This window comes from Ningiella algicola, assembly GCF_028401415.2.
GTDB lineage: Bacteria > Pseudomonadota > Gammaproteobacteria > Enterobacterales > Alteromonadaceae > Glaciecola.
Window position 1 is genome coordinate 4,653,825 of sequence record NZ_CP171821.2, and the last position, 16,223, is coordinate 4,670,047.

Sequence of the window (16,223 nt, forward strand, 5' to 3'; positions counted from 1 at the left end):
ATGCGCTCCACTGAGCGTTAATAAGTAGGCGTTAATCGCACCTAACGCCTACTTGAATAATAATGCGTGTGGAATGTTTAATTAAATGCGCCTTAGTAATTTGCATTGCCAGGGGTACGTGGGAAGGGGATCACATCTCGTACGTTTTGCACGCCAGTAACATAAGCAACCAGCCTTTCAAAGCCTAAGCCAAAACCAGCATGTGGCACAGTGCCGTAGCGGCGCAAATCTCGATACCAAGCGTAATCTTCAGCATCTAGATTCATCTCAGCTAAACGACGGTCGAATACGTCTAAGCGTTCTTCCCGCTGAGAGCCACCGATGATCTCTCCTATGCCTGGTGCGAGCACATCCATAGCCGCCACGGTTTTATTGTCGTCATTAATGCGCATGTAAAAGGCTTTGATGTCTTTTGGATAGTTTTGCATAATAACAGGCGCATTAAGATGTTCTTCCGCTATGTAGCGCTCGTGCTCAGACGATAAGTCCACGCCCCATTCAACAGGAAATTCAAATTTTCGCCCGCTTTTTTGTAAGATGTCGATAGCATCCGTATAGTCCATTCGAACAAAATCAGAATCAATGACTGACTGCATACGTGTGACAACGTCTTTGTTCACGCGCTGTTCAAAAAAGGCCATATCGTCTGCGCGCTCTTCTAGCACGGCTTTGAATACATATTTTAAAAGGTCTTCAGCCAATTGCGCGACGGTAGATAAGTCTGCAAACGCGACTTCAGGCTCAATCATCCAAAACTCTGCCAAGTGGCGACTGGTGTTGGAGTTTTCCGCTCTAAAGGTTGGGCCAAAGGTGTAGACCTTAGACATAGCAGTGCAATAGGTTTCAACATTTAGCTGACCAGACACGGTCAAAAACGTTTCTTTGCCAAAGAAGTCTTGGCTGTAGTCCACTTGTCCCTTGTCGTCTTTTGGCACGTTCATCATATCCAAAGTAGACACACGGAACATTTCGCCTGCGCCTTCGGTATCGGAGGCGGTAAGGATAGGGGTGCTTATCCAGCAATAGCCTTGTTCGTGGAAAAAGCGATGTATGGCTTGAGACAGGCAGTTGCGCACGCGCGTTACCGCGCCAATGATGTTGGTTCTTGGGCGCAAGTGCGCGTGTTCACGCAAGTATTCGATGCTGTGGCGTTTTGCCGCCATTGGATAAGTATCTGGATTCTCGACCCAGCCAATGACTTCAATTGAGCTGGCCTCTATCTCAATGGCTTGTCCTTTGCCTTCGGATTGTTTTACCACGCCAATGGCAGATAATGAACAGCCGGTTGTGAGCTTGAGTACTTCGTCGTAGTTGGGCAAGGTATTTAGTGCAACCACTTGCACAGGATTAAAACAGCTACCATCATGTAAAGCGATAAAAGAAAGGCCAGCTTTTGAGTCGCGCTTGGTGCGAACCCATCCTTTGATTTCTATCGTGCTGCCAATTTCATGCTTTTTTGCTAGCACGTCGGCGACTGGTGCCGTGATCATAAAAAAAGTCTCCCGTGTTGAGTAGGCGCTTAGTATACTGATGGAAATTAATGATGCCACTACAAATGTTTACTGCATCTGTCTATAGGATGAATTTTTTTAAAACAATGACTGAAGACGAATTAAACATACCGAATAAGACGCTTGATCGGCGCAAAAAGGGGCGCTCTAAAGATCGCTTTTATCAAACGGTTATCGGCCTAAATTCGCTGGCATGGTTGCTGTTAATTGCGGCGCTCATTGTATTTCATTTTGCTCGCCCTGAATTCATCACGGGCTTACAAAACTATTGGGGCATAGAGGGCAGAGAGGTGTGGTCACAGAAACACCTTGAGCAACTTCTCGGCATTTTGCAACTTTGCCTTGCCTTGAGTTTACTCGTTGTGGTGTTACGGCGGCGCAGGAGTCGGCGAAAGACCGACCCCTTCGGCCTAAATGAGTGGTTTTTGCTAGTCATTGCCGGTGTGAGTCTGCTGACTTTGTATCTCACTGTTTTATCGTAATATATTGCCTTTTAATCACTTGTTCTTTGCTGTTTCAAATCAGCTACATACGTCCACATCGCGCTTTTAAAAGCGTGCAGGGCGGCGGTTCATATCTTTCGCATTATTTTTAAATATTGCTGTCTGCATAAGCAGACACTTTCAATACCTCTCTTAAGCAAATGTTTCATATTAAATTATGTAAGCATATGAATTTAAAGAAATTAAAAATAGTGGCACATATCGTGTATTGAAAGTGGATAATTGGCTTCATTGACCGGTACAGACTCGCTACAGAAATTGTGATTAGGTCAAATTGGTTAAGCCAAGCTAAACAAATGAAAATAATAAGAAGAGCACAGACAATATGAAAGTAAACATATTAATTGTGTGCATAGGGATAAGCGCATTAGCAATGCAGGCTGCAGCTGCATGGAACGAAGAGAGTGTTGGTCGTGCCTCACAAGTATCGGAATTAATCGAATACTTTGGCAACGTTGATAGAAACCAAGACGGCGTAATTTCTCTAAGAGAAGCATCAATGCAGGTGCAATTGTTAAAAGATTTTACTCGCGTTGACATCAACCAAGACGGTTACGTCAGCTTAGAAGAATTAGAGACTAGTTCGTTTTCAATTGGGTCATTTTCTCAATTAGCGATTGAAAAAACGAGTTAGCAAAGTTAGTGGGGCGTTTGCTTTGCGAGTGGCAGGCGTCCCCTTTTTATTTGTACCGCAAGTTAGCAACGCTACCCCTTCAAACTCGGCGCTCTTGATAACTAAGTTGTTGATTTAAAATTATTTTATTCAATGTTCACCCATAAGCAACTTGCTCTGCTACTATATGCAGTCTGAAAAGGATGTTAGGAGTTAACCCCCAAAGTGCAAATTCGCTCGCTACGACAACTTGTTCTGGGCTGCTACATGGTGGCGCTTGTCCCTTTGATTGCCTTACTTTGGCAAAGTCAGCAAGATTTTGATGACGTCAGCTATATCACCACCATTAATACGCAGTTTTTTGTGTCAGTTGCAAGTGAACTGAGAGACTTAGAGCTGATTGGCGAGGACGTTGAGCGTTTAATTAAGCAATATCAGGTGCTGCCAAACCCACAACTCGACGAATTGGCTGATTTCGCCATTGTGAGGTTCGAAGATAAACTAGCCTTTTTATGCGACGTACTAACGGATTTAGCAGAATGCAGCATCATGCAGGGGCATATTAGCCAACTGCGGGATTATGCCGATTTTAACGACACCTTATTAGTTGATTCGCATTTAGCGCGCTTCTCAGATTCAATAGAAACCGTAAAAGAGCAAGTGAATGAGGCGGTCGGATTTCGCATTCGCGACCAACAAGAGTACCTAGATAATATCCAGCGTCGACAAGGTTGGTCAACGGGTTTGCTAGTGCTTATGTCACTTGCGCTAATTTTGCTTGCCGCCAGCTTGATTGTTAAGCCAGTACAAAAACTACAAGAAATAATTCACGCGATTGCAGCCTCAAGCCAAAAACTGCCGAATAAATCCTCCTCAGCGCCTAAAGAGTTAATGGCGGTTGAAAAAGACTTGTTTTGGCTAAATGATCGAATTTTACAGCTCGAAAAAGTGCGCACTGCGCTGTTAAGGCACGCATCACACGAGCTAAAAACGCCGCTTGCAAGCATTAAAGAAGGTTGTGCTATTCTAGAGAACGAGGTGGTGGGTAAACTATCGCCAGGTCAGCAAGAGGTGGTGGGTTTATTAAACTCCTCTACGGAGCGTTTGAACATGTTAGTGGTCAAACTACTTGACTATAACGCCCTGCTGCAACAAGCCGAGCCAAGTTTTGAAAAACTTGATATTGTGGACTTAGTATCAGAATGTGTTGAACAATATCAGCTATTACTCAATCAAAATGAGCAACATATAGATTCACACATTGACGAAACTATAGTGCTCATGAGCGACGAGGAGTTGCTCAGGCGTATTATGGATAACTTAGTGTCAAACGCCATTGCTTATGCTAAAAAACAAAGCGCAATTGTGGTTTACGTGAGTCAAAATGAGCAGCATGTCGTGATTGACGTATGTAATGATGGGAAGCCCATACCGGATGAGCTTAGGGATGAAATTTTTGAGCCGTTTAAACGCGGTAAAGATAAGCGTAACGATATGGTAATAAGCGCTGGATTAGGCTTGTCCATTGTGGCGGACTGCGCTCGCTTACTAAATGGCGATGTGGCCATTGTTGATGTGGAGCATGCTGACGTGTGTTTTAGAGTCAGACTTCCTAGGAGCCAATAAGCATGTCGAATCTGATTAAAGTCATTATAACTGTTACATGCGCGGCTGCGCTCAGTGCATGCGAGTTATTGCATATACCTGGCCCTCAAACCCCGGTCAATGACGCGCCGGTTGAAGACGCCAACGCAACCTACCTATGCAAAACGGCAGATACTTTAGAAAAATTCAATGACTATTGCCAACTTGATCGCTGGAGCGAGTTCTTACTCAATGTGGATGGCATTAGCTGGGTAGAGCGCAGAGAGATTATAAAAACCCTCAGTGAGGCACCTGCCGATAGGCTTCAAAAGGTATTGCTGAGTCAGGCCGAAGACACGCCATATGCCAATCGACTGCGTGCGCAAAACTGGATTAGAGCGCTTAAGCCAGTGATGGATGAGCAAATGCAAAAGGTGATCACGGTAATGGTGGAGCAGCCTTCGCAACAGCTACTGGAGCTCGAATCAGCCATTACCATCTTAAGCAGAGTGAACACGCGCCAAGAAAAAACAATCAGTGAATTACAAGAAACCTTAGAAGCGCGCCGCGAAGAACTAGAGACGCAACGCGACCAAGTAGAACAGCTTTTACAAATTGAAGCGAATATGTCAGATGAGAAAAGGGGTAATTAGCCTTGAGTTTTGAATTACAAGATGGAAAAAACCCGCGCCTGTTGCTAGTGGATGACGACGAAAATTTACTTAGGCTAATGTCTATCCGTTTGGAAGCCGAGGGCTTTGATGTCACGAGCGTTGATAACGGCACTCAGGCTTTGAGGTTAATGTATAACAACGAGTTTGACGTGGTGCTCAGTGATTTACGTATGCCAGGAATGGACGGCCTTGCCTTATTTGACGAAATTTTGCAGCAGCACAGAGATTTACCGCTTATTTTAATGACGGCGCACGGGACCATAAAAGAGGCAGTAGCAGCAACTCAGCGTGGTGTGTTTAGCTTTTTGACCAAGCCCGTAGATCACGACGAGTTGCGCAAAATCTTACTTAAAGCCATTGCGCAAACTCAAAAAAATGAGCTGGGTGAATGGTGTAGCGATATTGTGACCCGCGCGCCAGAAATGATTAAGCTACTCAAACAAGCTGAACAAATTGCAGATAAAAACGTGTCGGTGCTGATAAATGGCGCAAGCGGAACGGGTAAAGAGCTGCTTGCAAAGGCGATTCATAAAGCGTCAAAGCGTGCCGACAAGCCTTTTGTGGCCATTAACTGCGGAGCATTGCCGGAAAATTTACTTGAATCAGAGTTGTTTGGGCACGCAAAAGGCGCATTCACGGGCGCCGTTCAAGCCAACCCAGGCCTGTTCAAAGAAGCCGATGGTGGCACCTTGTTTTTGGATGAAATTGGCGATATGCCAATGAGTCTTCAGGTAAAGCTGCTAAGAGCGCTACAAGAACGCTGCGTCAGGCCGGTGGGCAGTACTACCACGGTTGATGTTGACGTGCGATTGATTTCAGCAACCCACAGAGACTTACAAGAAGCCATGCAGGACAATGAGTTCAGGGAAGATTTGTACTATCGCTTGAACGTGGTGAATCTAGATATTCCGCGTTTGAAAGATCGCTTTGAAGACATTCCATTACTTGCCGACTACTTACTCAAAGAAAGTGCGAAAAAGCATGATATTAAGGTCGTGAAGTTTGCAGATGACGCCATTAATATGCTCACAAAAGCGGATTGGCCAGGGAACGTCCGACAATTGGTGAATGTGGTAGAGCGCTGCGTGGCGCTGACGAACTCTAAAATTATTCCTGCTTCTCTTGTTGAGCAGTCTTTGTCGCAAGAGACCGAGTATTGGCCAACCTTAACCGAAGCCAGGGATTCGTTTGAATATCGATATTTATGCCGATTACTGCAATTGACTGACGGCAACGTTACGCGAGCGTCGGACATGGCAGGGCGTAATCGCACTGACATGCACAAGCTCATGAAAAAGCATGGATTAAATGCTGCGGACTTCCGCGCCAGCGAATAAGGGCAAAATGCGCGAGTGCTTGAATAAAATACCAATTAGATTTCAGGTGCAGCGCTCAATACCGTACTTAATGGCATTGCATAAGGTACTGATATCTCCACCGCTGCTAATAAATGGCGGCATTACATAAATCAGTTTTCCAAAGGGGCGTATCCATGCCCCTTTTTCAATGAAGGCTTTTTGGATGATTGCGACATCTACTGAGCGTTTCATTTCAACTACGCCAATTGCGCCTAAGCATCTCACGTTCTCAACTTGCGCTAAATCTTCAAGAGGCATTAAGCCTTGTTTAAGCTGCGTTTCGATAGCTTTAACAGCTGTTTGCCAGTCTTGATTGAGTAAGACTTCAATGCTGGCATTGGCGACAGCGCACGCCAGCGGGTTACCCATGAAGGTAGGGCCATGCATAAAAACGCCGGGCTCGCCTTCACATACGCCTACCGCGACTTGCTCGGTGCACAAGGCTGCGGCCAATGTCATGTACCCTCCGGTTAGCGCTTTACCCAAGCATAAAATATCGGGTGTGATCTTGGCGTGATCACAGGCAAAAAGCTCTCCTGTTCGCCCAAAGCCGGTGGCTATCTCATCGCAAATCATTAATACGTCAAATTCGTCGCACAGAGCGCGGCATTGTTTTACATACTCAGGATGATATAGACGCATACCGCCAGCACCTTGCACAATCGGCTCTAAGATAAGTGCTGCAATATGTTGATGGTGTGTTTCAAACATTTCCCGCATTGGCGCAATTTCATCAGGGTGCCAAGCCTTATCAAAGCCAATTTGTGGCGCAGGGGCAAACAAGTGCTCAATCAGGCTTTTACGAAACAGACCGTGCATGCCGTTGACTGGATCACATACCGACATTGCCGCAAATGTGTCACCATGATATCCACCCCGGGGTGTAATAAGTTTTGACTTTTCACTTCTGCCCTGACAAGCCCAATACTGGATTGCCATTTTAATGCCCACTTCAATGGACACCGAGCCAGAGTCAGCAAGAAAAACGCGATTAAGGCCTTCAGGGCATATTTCAAGCAAGCGTTTACTTAAGCTCACAGCAGGTTGATGGGTAAGCCCACCAAACATCACATGAGAAAAGCGGTCGATTTGCAAGTGCGCTGCCTCATTGAGCTGAGGATGATTATATCCATGAATAGCCGCCCACCACGAAGACATGCCGTCTACAATTTTTTCACCACTCGCTAAATGCAACTGTGTGCCGCTAGCTCCAATCACCTCATAGCAGGGCAGTGGACTAATGGCAGAAGTATATGGATGCCATATATGCTTGCGATCAAATTCGATATTGGTCAATGAAGGACTCACAATGATAGTGGTTTGTACAATAATTAACCGTTTGTAAAATTTATGTGGGTGCATAGATTGACAACGGCTTGAGTGCGCATAGACTAGTGCTAAATATCTTTTGAGTAAACTCTTTTATGTCTCATTCACAGCCAAAGCAAGAAGCATTTGAGCCTCGTCACGACTGGACGCTTGAAGAAGTAAACGCATTGTTTGCCCTGCCGTTTAACGATCTAATGTTTGAAGCACAGAGTGTGCATCGTCAGCACTTTGACCCAAATCATGTGCAAGTGAGCACCTTGTTGTCAATTAAGACGGGCGCGTGTCCAGAAGATTGTAAATATTGCCCTCAAAGTGCACGTTACGATACGGGGCTTGAAAAAGAACGCCTGTTAGAGATCGAAAAAGTCATTGCACGAGCAAAAGAGGCGAAAGCGGCGGGCTCAACGCGTTTTTGTATGGGCGCAGCGTGGCGTAACCCAAAAGACAGAGATATCCCATACGTGGCTGAAATGGTCAAAGAAGTTAAATCCTTAGGCCTTGAAACCTGCATGACGCTGGGTATGTTAAGTCGTGATCAAGCCATCGCGCTAAAGCAAGCTGGTCTTGACTATTACAATCACAATTTGGATACCTCACCTGAGTTTTACGGTGAAATTATTACCACTCGTACCTACCAAGACAGACTCGATACTTTGCAGCATGTGCGCGAATCTGGCATGCATGTCTGTTCGGGCGGTATCGTCGGCATGGGAGAAAGCGCCAACGACCGTTCCAGTTTGCTAATGCAGCTTGCTAACCTACCGCAGCAACCAGAAAGTGTGCCGATTAATATGCTGGTAAAAGTTAAAGGTACACCCCTTGATTCAGTGGACGACCTCGAGCCCTTTGAGTTTATTCGCACCATTGCAGTGGCTCGCATCATGATGCCTAAAAGCTATGTGCGCTTATCGGCCGGGCGCGAGTCTATGAATGAACAAATGCAGGCGATGTGTTTTTTAGCGGGCGCAAATTCTATCTTTTACGGTTGCAAGCTGCTTACCACCTCAAATCCAGAAACACATGAAGATGTGCTGCTGTTTAAAAAGCTGGGCATTAATAGCCAGCAAGGTAAGAGTTATTCAGATGAAGCCTATGCTGCCGCGCTTCATGAAGAGATTGAGCAAGTAGCAGATGAGACTGGTGCAAGCGACAAAGCACCGCTGTTTGTTGATGCGACTAAACGCTCTTTATCTGAACTTGAAACTGTAAAATAGCGAGTGTTTTCGTCCCTTAGCGCCGCCCTTGACGCAAGAACACAATCTGGACTGCATCGCAAGCGCACCGTAGTGAGTCACTCTCATAACGGTGTGACAAGTATTGACGGACAGCCTTGTCTGAATTTTGCCAGTAACGATTACCTAGGTTTGTCGCAAAACCAAGAAGTTTTGCAAAGCTATGTTGAAGGTTTAGCCCAATACGGCGCGGGTGCGGGCGCATCATCAGTCGTTAGCGGCTACATTAAGCCGCATTACGAGTTAGAAAACCTCATTTGCGAACTATTTAACAAGCCCGCCGCGCTGCTGTTTAGCAGTGGTTTTGCTGCCAATCAGGCCATTGTTGCTGCACTTTTTGCCAACGGTCATAACGACGATGCCATTGTGTGCGATAAGTTAATGCATGCCTCTTTTATAGACAGTGCGTTGGCGCAAAAGGCCAAGCTTTTACGCTTTAAGCATAACGATTTAAATCACTTAAGTAGTAAGCTCAAGTTAGCAAGCGGCAATACTCTTGTGGCTACTGAGGGCGTGTTCAGCATGGACGGTGACATGGGCGAGCTAGCGGCGATTGCCAAATTAGCGACCGTACGTGCGCCAAAACTCGATAGCTTTACCACTCAAAAAAGTGTGCACTCTGTACATACTATGCTTATGGTTGACGACGCCCACGGCTTTGGCGTGGTGGGCAAAAACGGCCTCGGCGTTTGCGATTTGGATGAGGTAGAGCCAAATGATATCGACGTGATAATGGCGACCTTTGGCAAAGCAATAGGCACGGCTGGCGCATTCGTCGCTTGCAGTGAAGCCTTAGCCGACTATTTTGTCAATTTTGCAAAGCACTATATTTACAGCACCGCCGTTGGGCCCGCGCAAGCGCTTGCGAGCATCAAAAGTATACAGATTATGCAGCAAAGTCATTTACGCGAGCGATTACATGAAAATATCGCCCATTTTAGAACTCTTGCACTCGAGCACGATTTGCCACTGCTTCGTCATAAACGGCGCGACGCAAACACAGCAACTGCGGCGGGCGCACAAGCGCTTGGCGCCACGATAAATACCTCTGAATATAGCAGTAGCGCAATTCAGCCAATTCTAATCCGTCCTCAAAACGATAGCGGCGGCATCAGTCAGGAGAATCTTTGTGTAAGAGCCTCCAAAGCCTTGATGGCGCTAGGCATTTTTGTGCCAGCTATTCGCACGCCCACGGTGCCCAAAGGCATGGAAAGGCTGCGAGTCACGCTAAGTGCGGTGCATACAAAAAAAGACATTGAGGCCTTGATAGATGCGCTTTGTATATCGAGGACGCAATTAGGGTGGTAGCCACAACAATGTCCATGCTGCTTGAACAAGAGCAAGATGCAAAGTCTCAAACGCACCATGATCCACAACCAGCGGACGGGCTTAGTACGGACCTTAATCGCGCCGATGCGAATGAAGCGGGCGGCTGCACGCTTGAACAAATAGAAAAATCGGCTATCGCCAAGAATTTCTCAAACGCCGCTTATCGCTATGACCAAAACGCGTGGCTTCAGCAAAAAATAGCACAGTCACTCTTTAACTGGGGTAAGATTACTCACGCACTCGCATCGAACAAAAAAGACACGCGCTTTTCCATTTTGGATATGGGTTGCGGGACGGCCTACTTAGCGCGTTTGTTTGAATCACTCGCCGCTCAGCATACAAGTGTAAAGCAACACAACTTCAGAACCAGTGACATTCACTGGACGAATTTAGACCTGTCCCTGGATATGCTCTTTCAAGCTCGGCTGGGCCAAGCGCAAGCCAACGTAAATGGATTAGACTGCCTGACATCCCTATCCTACATCAGAGCAGATGCTGAATGTTTGCCCTTGAAAAACAACAGTCATAATTTGATTGTTTCGAGCATGGCACTGCAGTGGTGTAGCGCCCCCAAACGGATTATTTCAGAAATAAAGCGCGTTATGTCGTCTGGCGGTAGAGCCTTACTGGCCATCATGGTCGCGCCTTCATTTTCTGCGCTTGAGACGGTTACGCAATCGATTGGATTACCGTCGAGAGTGAATCATTTCGCTAGCCACGGTGATTGGCAAAACATCTTGGATGCCAGTGGTTTGGAGTATCGTGCGTCTCTTAAAAGCTTTGATAGTGCGCATGAGACTGCCTTGTCAATGCTTAAGTCGCTCAAAGGCGTTGGTGCAAATACTCGACTGCGCGATTCTGTAGTACAAAACGCTGTTCAATCTGCACCTCAGGCGGCTATTTCAAAGCAAGAGCTAAACGCTATCGAAACTCACATGCGCTCATCGCAAGACGGGCTGCTTCATCTAAATTACGAAATATTGTTTGTAGACATAAAGGCGGCTTAGACCATTTTATAGCTTAACTTCAATGCGAGAATAATGAGTATCATGACGACAAACATCGCTAACAATCAGTCATTCTTCGTCACCGGCACAGATACCGATGTCGGTAAAACCTTTGTAAGCACTCTGCTGCTCTCGTCACTAAATGAGATGGGGTATAGCACACTTGGCTTCAAACCCATTTCTGCAGGTTGTGAGCGCACACAAGAAGGCTTACGCAACGAAGATGCTTTGCTGCTTAAAGCGGCAAGTTCAGTTGAGGCTGATTATGATCACGTAAATCCTATCGCCTTTGAGCCTCCTATTGCGCCGCATATCGCGGCTCAAGAGCAGGACGTCATTATTAACCTTTTAGATTTGCAGTTACACTTTGAAAAAATAAAAGAATATGGCGCTCAGCGCACTCTAATAGAAGGCGCAGGTGGCTGGCGATTGCCAATCAACGATAAGCAGTATTTGTCTGACTTCGCGATTCAAAATCAGCTGCCGGTTGTGTTGGTAGTGGGCATGCGTTTAGGCTGTTTGAATCACGCGATGCTAAGCTATCAAGCGCTTGTGAGTGACCAGCTAAATTGCGTGGGATGGATTGCAAATCAACTAAGCGCTGATATGCCGTACTACGAGCAAAACAAGGCGACACTTCAACGCGCCTTGGGCGCACCTTTACTCGCGCAAGTGCCATTTGCCGAGTCAGCCGACAAAGCGGTTTTAGAAAAAACCGAATGCTTTGACGAGGTATTTCGTTGTTTGTAGCGCTGATTGTGCGCGCGGCAATATTCATCATCTTTTTCCATGCAAATTAAAGTAAGTGCAAGCGTGCTTTGTATCGCATATAATTTATGCAATATGTTCACTCAAAGGCCGCCAATACCGACAAGGAAGTAATGTGGAAAGTCAGCAACAACCCTCTATTTTGTTCGTTTGTTTAGGAAATATATGCCGTTCTCCAACCGCCGAAGGCGTGTTTCGTGACAAGGCAAGAAGAAGCGGTGTAGAGGTGATTATAGATTCGGCCGGCACGGGTGGATACCACACGGGCGCGCCACCTGATAAACGCTCACAGCAAGTGGCTATGGAGAGAGGTTACGATCTTTCCACGCTAAAGTGTCGCAAAGTAGCCGACGAGGACTTTGAGAAATTCGACTATATCATCGCTATGGATGAAGCAAACGTGCGTGAATTAAAGCGCAAATGCCCAGAAGAGCATCATTACAAAATCTCCTTGTTTTTGTCACATTGCGACAGCGAGTTTAATGAGATCCCCGATCCTTACTATGCAGGTTTAAAAGGTTTTCATTTGGTTTGTGACTTAATCGAAGAAGCGGCCGAAGGATTACTCCTTAAATTGGCAAGTTGATTTGAGAGCTAGGCACTCCACCAATGGCGCTTGCTAAATCATCTAAGTCGCACGTAAACACGCCCTTATTCGCTAAGCTTATATTCGCTTACTTTGCACTATTAGCGATGCTGTGTGCTGTTTTTATTTTACCGCCAAACCTGGCCTTTGACGCCTTAGAGCAACACATTCTCATTAACATTAAGCTCCCAATCTTGACTACGGCCGTGGTGGTCGGTGCGAGTATTGCAGCCGCCTCTGCGTGTTTGCAAGTCTTGCTGCGCAATCCGCTGGCTGACCCGGGCATTATTGGTATTAGTAGCGGTGCTTCGCTGATGGCAGCGTGCTTGTTTCTATTAGCTGGCGCCCCACTTCTCACAAACACCACGCTAGGTTCAAGTTTATTTTCATTGCTTCAAAATAATATGGTGTATGTACTGCCGCTGTTGTGTTTCGCCGGAGCGTTGATAAGTGCCTTGTTGATTTTTGCTATGGCAAAATGGATGGGCGGGGCAGTGGGCTCAGTCATTCTGGCAGGTATTGCTATTTCAACCCTGTGTAGTGCACTGATCGGCTGGATGTTTTTAGTGGCTCGCCCTGAACAAATGCAAAGCTTAACCTTTTGGCTCATGGGCAGCTTTAGCAATACAAACTGGCATACCTTGCTATTCAGTGCACCCATTGCCGCATGCGCGCTTGCCTTACTCATGAGTCAGGCTGCTAAATTCAATCAGCTATATTTGGGAGAGCAAAGTGCCCAGCTTGTTGGCCTTAGCGTAAAACGCTTTCACAAACTCGCTTTAGTGCTTATCGCAGTGTTAATTGGCGTCAGTGTATCCATTGCCGGCTCTATTGCCTTTTTAGGCCTGCTAGTACCGCACTTTGTCAGGCGCTTGCACGGTAATGATAATCGCAAAACCGTGCCTATTAGCGCTCTTTTGGGTGCCAGCGTGATGATAATATGCGCGATAATCAACGCCCATTTAGCTGACACAATACTGCCCATCTCCATGCTAACCGCCAGCATAGGCGCTCCGCTGTTTATTTACGTGATGATTAAGCAGCGGCCGGTGTAGACAGCAGGGCGGGGGGCGATTTTCGTTGTTTGCTAATTGAGGTAACATAAAGAATTACGGTCTAGGGCTGGAGTAGTTTTATTACGCATACTATGCTTTGGAAACCCATTAACCAAACACGCTGTAATTAGCCACAACTAATGTGGGATGTAATAAAACATGGATGAAGATATTGCTATCACTTGAAGAAATGTTGAAGCGTCGCGTTCCCGATATTGACGCAGTCGAACGCATAAACAGTGCGCTTATTAATAAAGTACCTTTTTCATTTATTAGAATGAATGACGGTGAAGCAGCGATATTGGGTGTGGGTCATGAACATGATCATGACCAAGCGGAATTCTTTTATCATCATTGGTGGGGAGACACTAATTTTGACGTGAACTACACTAAGTGGCTTCAATCCGAATTGGTAAAATCGGCTGAATCAAGTGACATACTCGGCTTTTTTGATATGTGTGATAAAAAGCCTCTAAAATTCAAAAGAACTGGGGGAATGTTACGCAAGGGAGCCGATTTGTCCAAAGTAGATTTGTTTGTGACACCCGAAGCGCATTTGAATTGGCATAGTGACGCGCTTTTTAAGCATATCTTCGATGGATTGGACCAAGTTACGCTTATTTCTTGTTACGACATATCAAAAGCGATTAAACGTGCATTTAGTTTCAAAGATGTGACACATATCAGAATTCCAGGACATGCCAAGTACTCAAATCGGTCAAAAATGATGGCGAGTCATCCGCACGACAGATTTCCAGCAATCATGCGCAGACTCAATGCAGAGGCACAAGGACGAGTTTATTTAATTGGTGCTGGCGTATTAGGCAAGCTATACGCCAATACCATTAAGGAAGCTGGAGGGGTAGCGTTGGATATTGGCAGTGTGTTTGATAGTTGGGTAGGGAATAAAAGTAGAGGATCCGTGCGAAAGTATAGAATCGGCTTTTAATCAATCACATTAATTGGCCAACAATGAAGCACCCTTCTCTTCATAACAATATTGCCGATAGCGATGCGCTGCATCACGCCAATAGTTAATACTTCCAGTCTTAAGAAGAACTGTAATCTATCGGCATGCGATCACACTCGTTAAAATTCGCCCTAACATAACAGATTAAAAACTCATGACGCAAAGCTCAGCGTTGCATCCACGGTCTTTGTCCATTTTTTGATGAGTTTTTCACGAATTGTTGCGTCAAGCTTCGGACTGAACTGCTTTTCAATTTGCTTGTGGCTTGCAATGTCTTCGAGGCTGTCGTAAATACCATGTTGTAAGCCAGCAAGATAGGCAGCACCTAAGGCGGTGGACTCCATGATTTTAGGCCGTTGCACCTGCATATCGAGCATGTCTGCTAAAAACTGGCATAGCCAGTCATTGCCTACCATTCCGCCATCCACCCAGACATTTTTCGACGCCATGCCATCATTGTGCATGGCAGTGAGTAAATCGAGGGTTTGATAGCACACAGCCTCTAGTCCTGCGCGTGCTAAATGGGCTTTGGTGGTATCTCTGGTCATCCCGAACAAACTTGCTCTTGCATTAGGGTTCCAGTGAGGCGCGCCTAAGCCTGCGAACCCTGGCACCATAAACACCCCATGCTCATAAGATAAGCTCTCAGCAAGGGCTTTGGTTTCTTTGGCATGCTCTATTACGCGTATACCGTCTCTGAGCCATTGAATATTGGCACCGGCGGTAAAAATAGCGCCCTCAAGCGCATACGTTGTTTTGCCTTTAAGCTGATACCCCACGGTTGTGAGTAGTTTATGTGTAGACGTGACGGCTGTGTTACCGGTATTGAGTAAAGCAAAACAGCCGGTTCCGTAGGTGGACTTCAGCTCCCCTGCTTCAAAACAGCATTGTCCAAACAAGGCTGCTTGTTGGTCGCCGGCAATACCGGTAATAGGAATGCTATGACCGAGAACATCGATGCTAGCGCTACCAAAATCGTCCGCACAGTCTTTCACCTCTGGCAACATGGAGCGCGGAACATTAAATATATCGAGCAGTTCGTCGTCCCATTCACCGCTGTGAATATTATACAAATTGGTGCGTGATGCGTTGGTCGCGTCAGTGACAAACGACTGGCCTTGGGTTAAGCGCCAGGTCAAAAAGGTGTCAACCGTTCCGAACGCCAATTCGCCTTTTTCGGCCAGTTCGCGGGCGCCGTCAACATGGTCTAATATCCATGCGATTTTTGTGGCTGAAAAGTAAGGGTCAAGCAACAGACCGGTTTTGTTTCTCACGGTATCAAGATGGGCACTGATACCCTCACAAATGGATGCGGTACGTCTGTCTTGCCACACAATTGCGTTGTAGATGGCTTTGCCGGTATTTTTATTCCAGACTAAGGTGGTTTCACGTTGATTAGTAATACCAATACAGGCAACCCTGACCCCTTTTGCATTTGCAGCGGCAATGGCGTCTTTACTAACAGCAAGGCTGGTCTCCCAAATTTCTTCCGGGTCATGTTCTACCCAGCCATTTTCAGGATAGTGCTGTGTGAACTCTTGTTGAGCGCTAGTAAGCTGTGTTCCATCTTTTAAAAATACGATTGCGCGAGAGGAGGTTGTGCCTTGGTCAATCGATAAAATGCCAATTTGCTCTGTACTTGCCATGAGTCGTTCTTTTTGATTGCGTGTGCATAAATAATGACATAAGTTTGCCAAACTAATC

The 16,223-nt window shown here is 46.1% G+C and carries 15 protein-coding genes; 12 read left to right on the forward strand and 3 right to left on the reverse strand.

The window, feature by feature from the left end; all coding sequences use genetic code 11:
• Positions 1–92 precede the first annotated feature (92 nt).
• Complete coding sequence (gene asnS, locus PN836_RS20365; RefSeq protein WP_395341948.1) at positions 93–1,490, reverse strand: asparagine--tRNA ligase; 1,398 nt, start codon at positions 1,488–1,490, stop codon at positions 93–95.
• 50 nt (positions 1,491–1,540) lie between these two features.
• Here asnS and PN836_RS20370 point away from each other — a divergent pair, with 50 nt between their 5' ends.
• From PN836_RS20370 to PN836_RS20390, 5 genes are all read left to right on the forward strand, one after another.
• Positions 1,541–1,993: a hypothetical protein gene (locus PN836_RS20370; protein WP_395341950.1), complete on the forward strand. Its 453-nt coding sequence runs from the start codon at positions 1,541–1,543 to the stop codon at positions 1,991–1,993.
• 346 nt (positions 1,994–2,339) lie between these two features.
• Positions 2,340–2,648, forward strand: a complete 309-nt coding sequence (locus PN836_RS20375; RefSeq protein ID WP_395341952.1) for a hypothetical protein — start codon at positions 2,340–2,342, stop codon at positions 2,646–2,648.
• A gap of 204 nt (positions 2,649–2,852) precedes the next feature.
• The gene (locus tag PN836_RS20380; protein WP_395341954.1) at positions 2,853–4,253 is read left to right on the forward strand and encodes a sensor histidine kinase; all 1,401 of its coding nucleotides are present in this window, start codon (positions 2,853–2,855) and stop codon (positions 4,251–4,253) included.
• Positions 4,254–4,255: 2 nt separating this feature from the next.
• The gene (locus tag PN836_RS20385; RefSeq protein WP_395341956.1) at positions 4,256–4,864 is read left to right on the forward strand and encodes a hypothetical protein; all 609 of its coding nucleotides are present in this window, start codon (positions 4,256–4,258) and stop codon (positions 4,862–4,864) included.
• Between the two features lie 2 nt (positions 4,865–4,866).
• Complete coding sequence (locus PN836_RS20390; protein WP_395341958.1) at positions 4,867–6,222, forward strand: sigma 54-interacting transcriptional regulator; 1,356 nt, start codon at positions 4,867–4,869, stop codon at positions 6,220–6,222.
• A gap of 42 nt (positions 6,223–6,264) precedes the next feature.
• Here PN836_RS20390 and bioA read toward each other — a convergent pair whose 3' ends face one another.
• Complete coding sequence (bioA, locus tag PN836_RS20395; RefSeq protein ID WP_395345764.1) at positions 6,265–7,539, reverse strand: adenosylmethionine--8-amino-7-oxononanoate transaminase; 1,275 nt, start codon at positions 7,537–7,539, stop codon at positions 6,265–6,267.
• 128 nt (positions 7,540–7,667) lie between these two features.
• Between bioA and bioB the strand changes: the two genes are divergently transcribed.
• From bioB to PN836_RS20430, 7 genes are all read left to right on the forward strand, one after another.
• Entirely contained in the window at positions 7,668–8,786 is a 1,119-nt protein-coding gene (bioB, locus tag PN836_RS20400) for a biotin synthase BioB (protein ID WP_395341960.1), read from the forward strand.
• Between the two features lie 72 nt (positions 8,787–8,858).
• Positions 8,859–10,112: an aminotransferase class I/II-fold pyridoxal phosphate-dependent enzyme gene (locus PN836_RS20405; RefSeq protein ID WP_395341962.1), complete on the forward strand. Its 1,254-nt coding sequence runs from the start codon at positions 8,859–8,861 to the stop codon at positions 10,110–10,112.
• A complete protein-coding gene (locus PN836_RS20410) occupies positions 10,106–11,140 on the forward strand; it encodes a methyltransferase domain-containing protein (protein WP_395341965.1) in 1,035 nt (344 codons plus the stop codon). The genes PN836_RS20405 and PN836_RS20410 overlap by 7 nt, the downstream gene beginning before the upstream one ends.
• A 42-nt stretch (positions 11,141–11,182) precedes the next feature.
• Positions 11,183–11,890, forward strand: a complete 708-nt coding sequence (gene bioD / locus PN836_RS20415) for a dethiobiotin synthase (protein ID WP_395341968.1) — start codon at positions 11,183–11,185, stop codon at positions 11,888–11,890.
• Positions 11,891–12,023: 133 nt separating this feature from the next.
• Positions 12,024–12,494, forward strand: a complete 471-nt coding sequence (locus tag PN836_RS20420; protein ID WP_395341970.1) for a low molecular weight protein-tyrosine-phosphatase — start codon at positions 12,024–12,026, stop codon at positions 12,492–12,494.
• Between the two features lie 23 nt (positions 12,495–12,517).
• Positions 12,518–13,549, forward strand: coding sequence for a FecCD family ABC transporter permease (locus PN836_RS20425; RefSeq protein WP_395341972.1), 1,032 nt, complete (start codon positions 12,518–12,520; stop codon positions 13,547–13,549).
• Positions 13,550–13,712: 163 nt separating this feature from the next.
• Positions 13,713–14,498 (forward strand): hypothetical protein, encoded by a 786-nt coding sequence (locus tag PN836_RS20430; protein WP_395341974.1) that lies wholly within the window; start codon positions 13,713–13,715, stop codon positions 14,496–14,498.
• Positions 14,499–14,671: 173 nt separating this feature from the next.
• On the opposite strand, the gene glpK is transcribed toward PN836_RS20430, so the two are convergent.
• Positions 14,672–16,165, reverse strand: a complete 1,494-nt coding sequence (gene glpK, locus PN836_RS20435; protein ID WP_395341977.1) for a glycerol kinase GlpK — start codon at positions 16,163–16,165, stop codon at positions 14,672–14,674.
• Between the last annotated feature and the right edge of the window lie 58 nt (positions 16,166–16,223).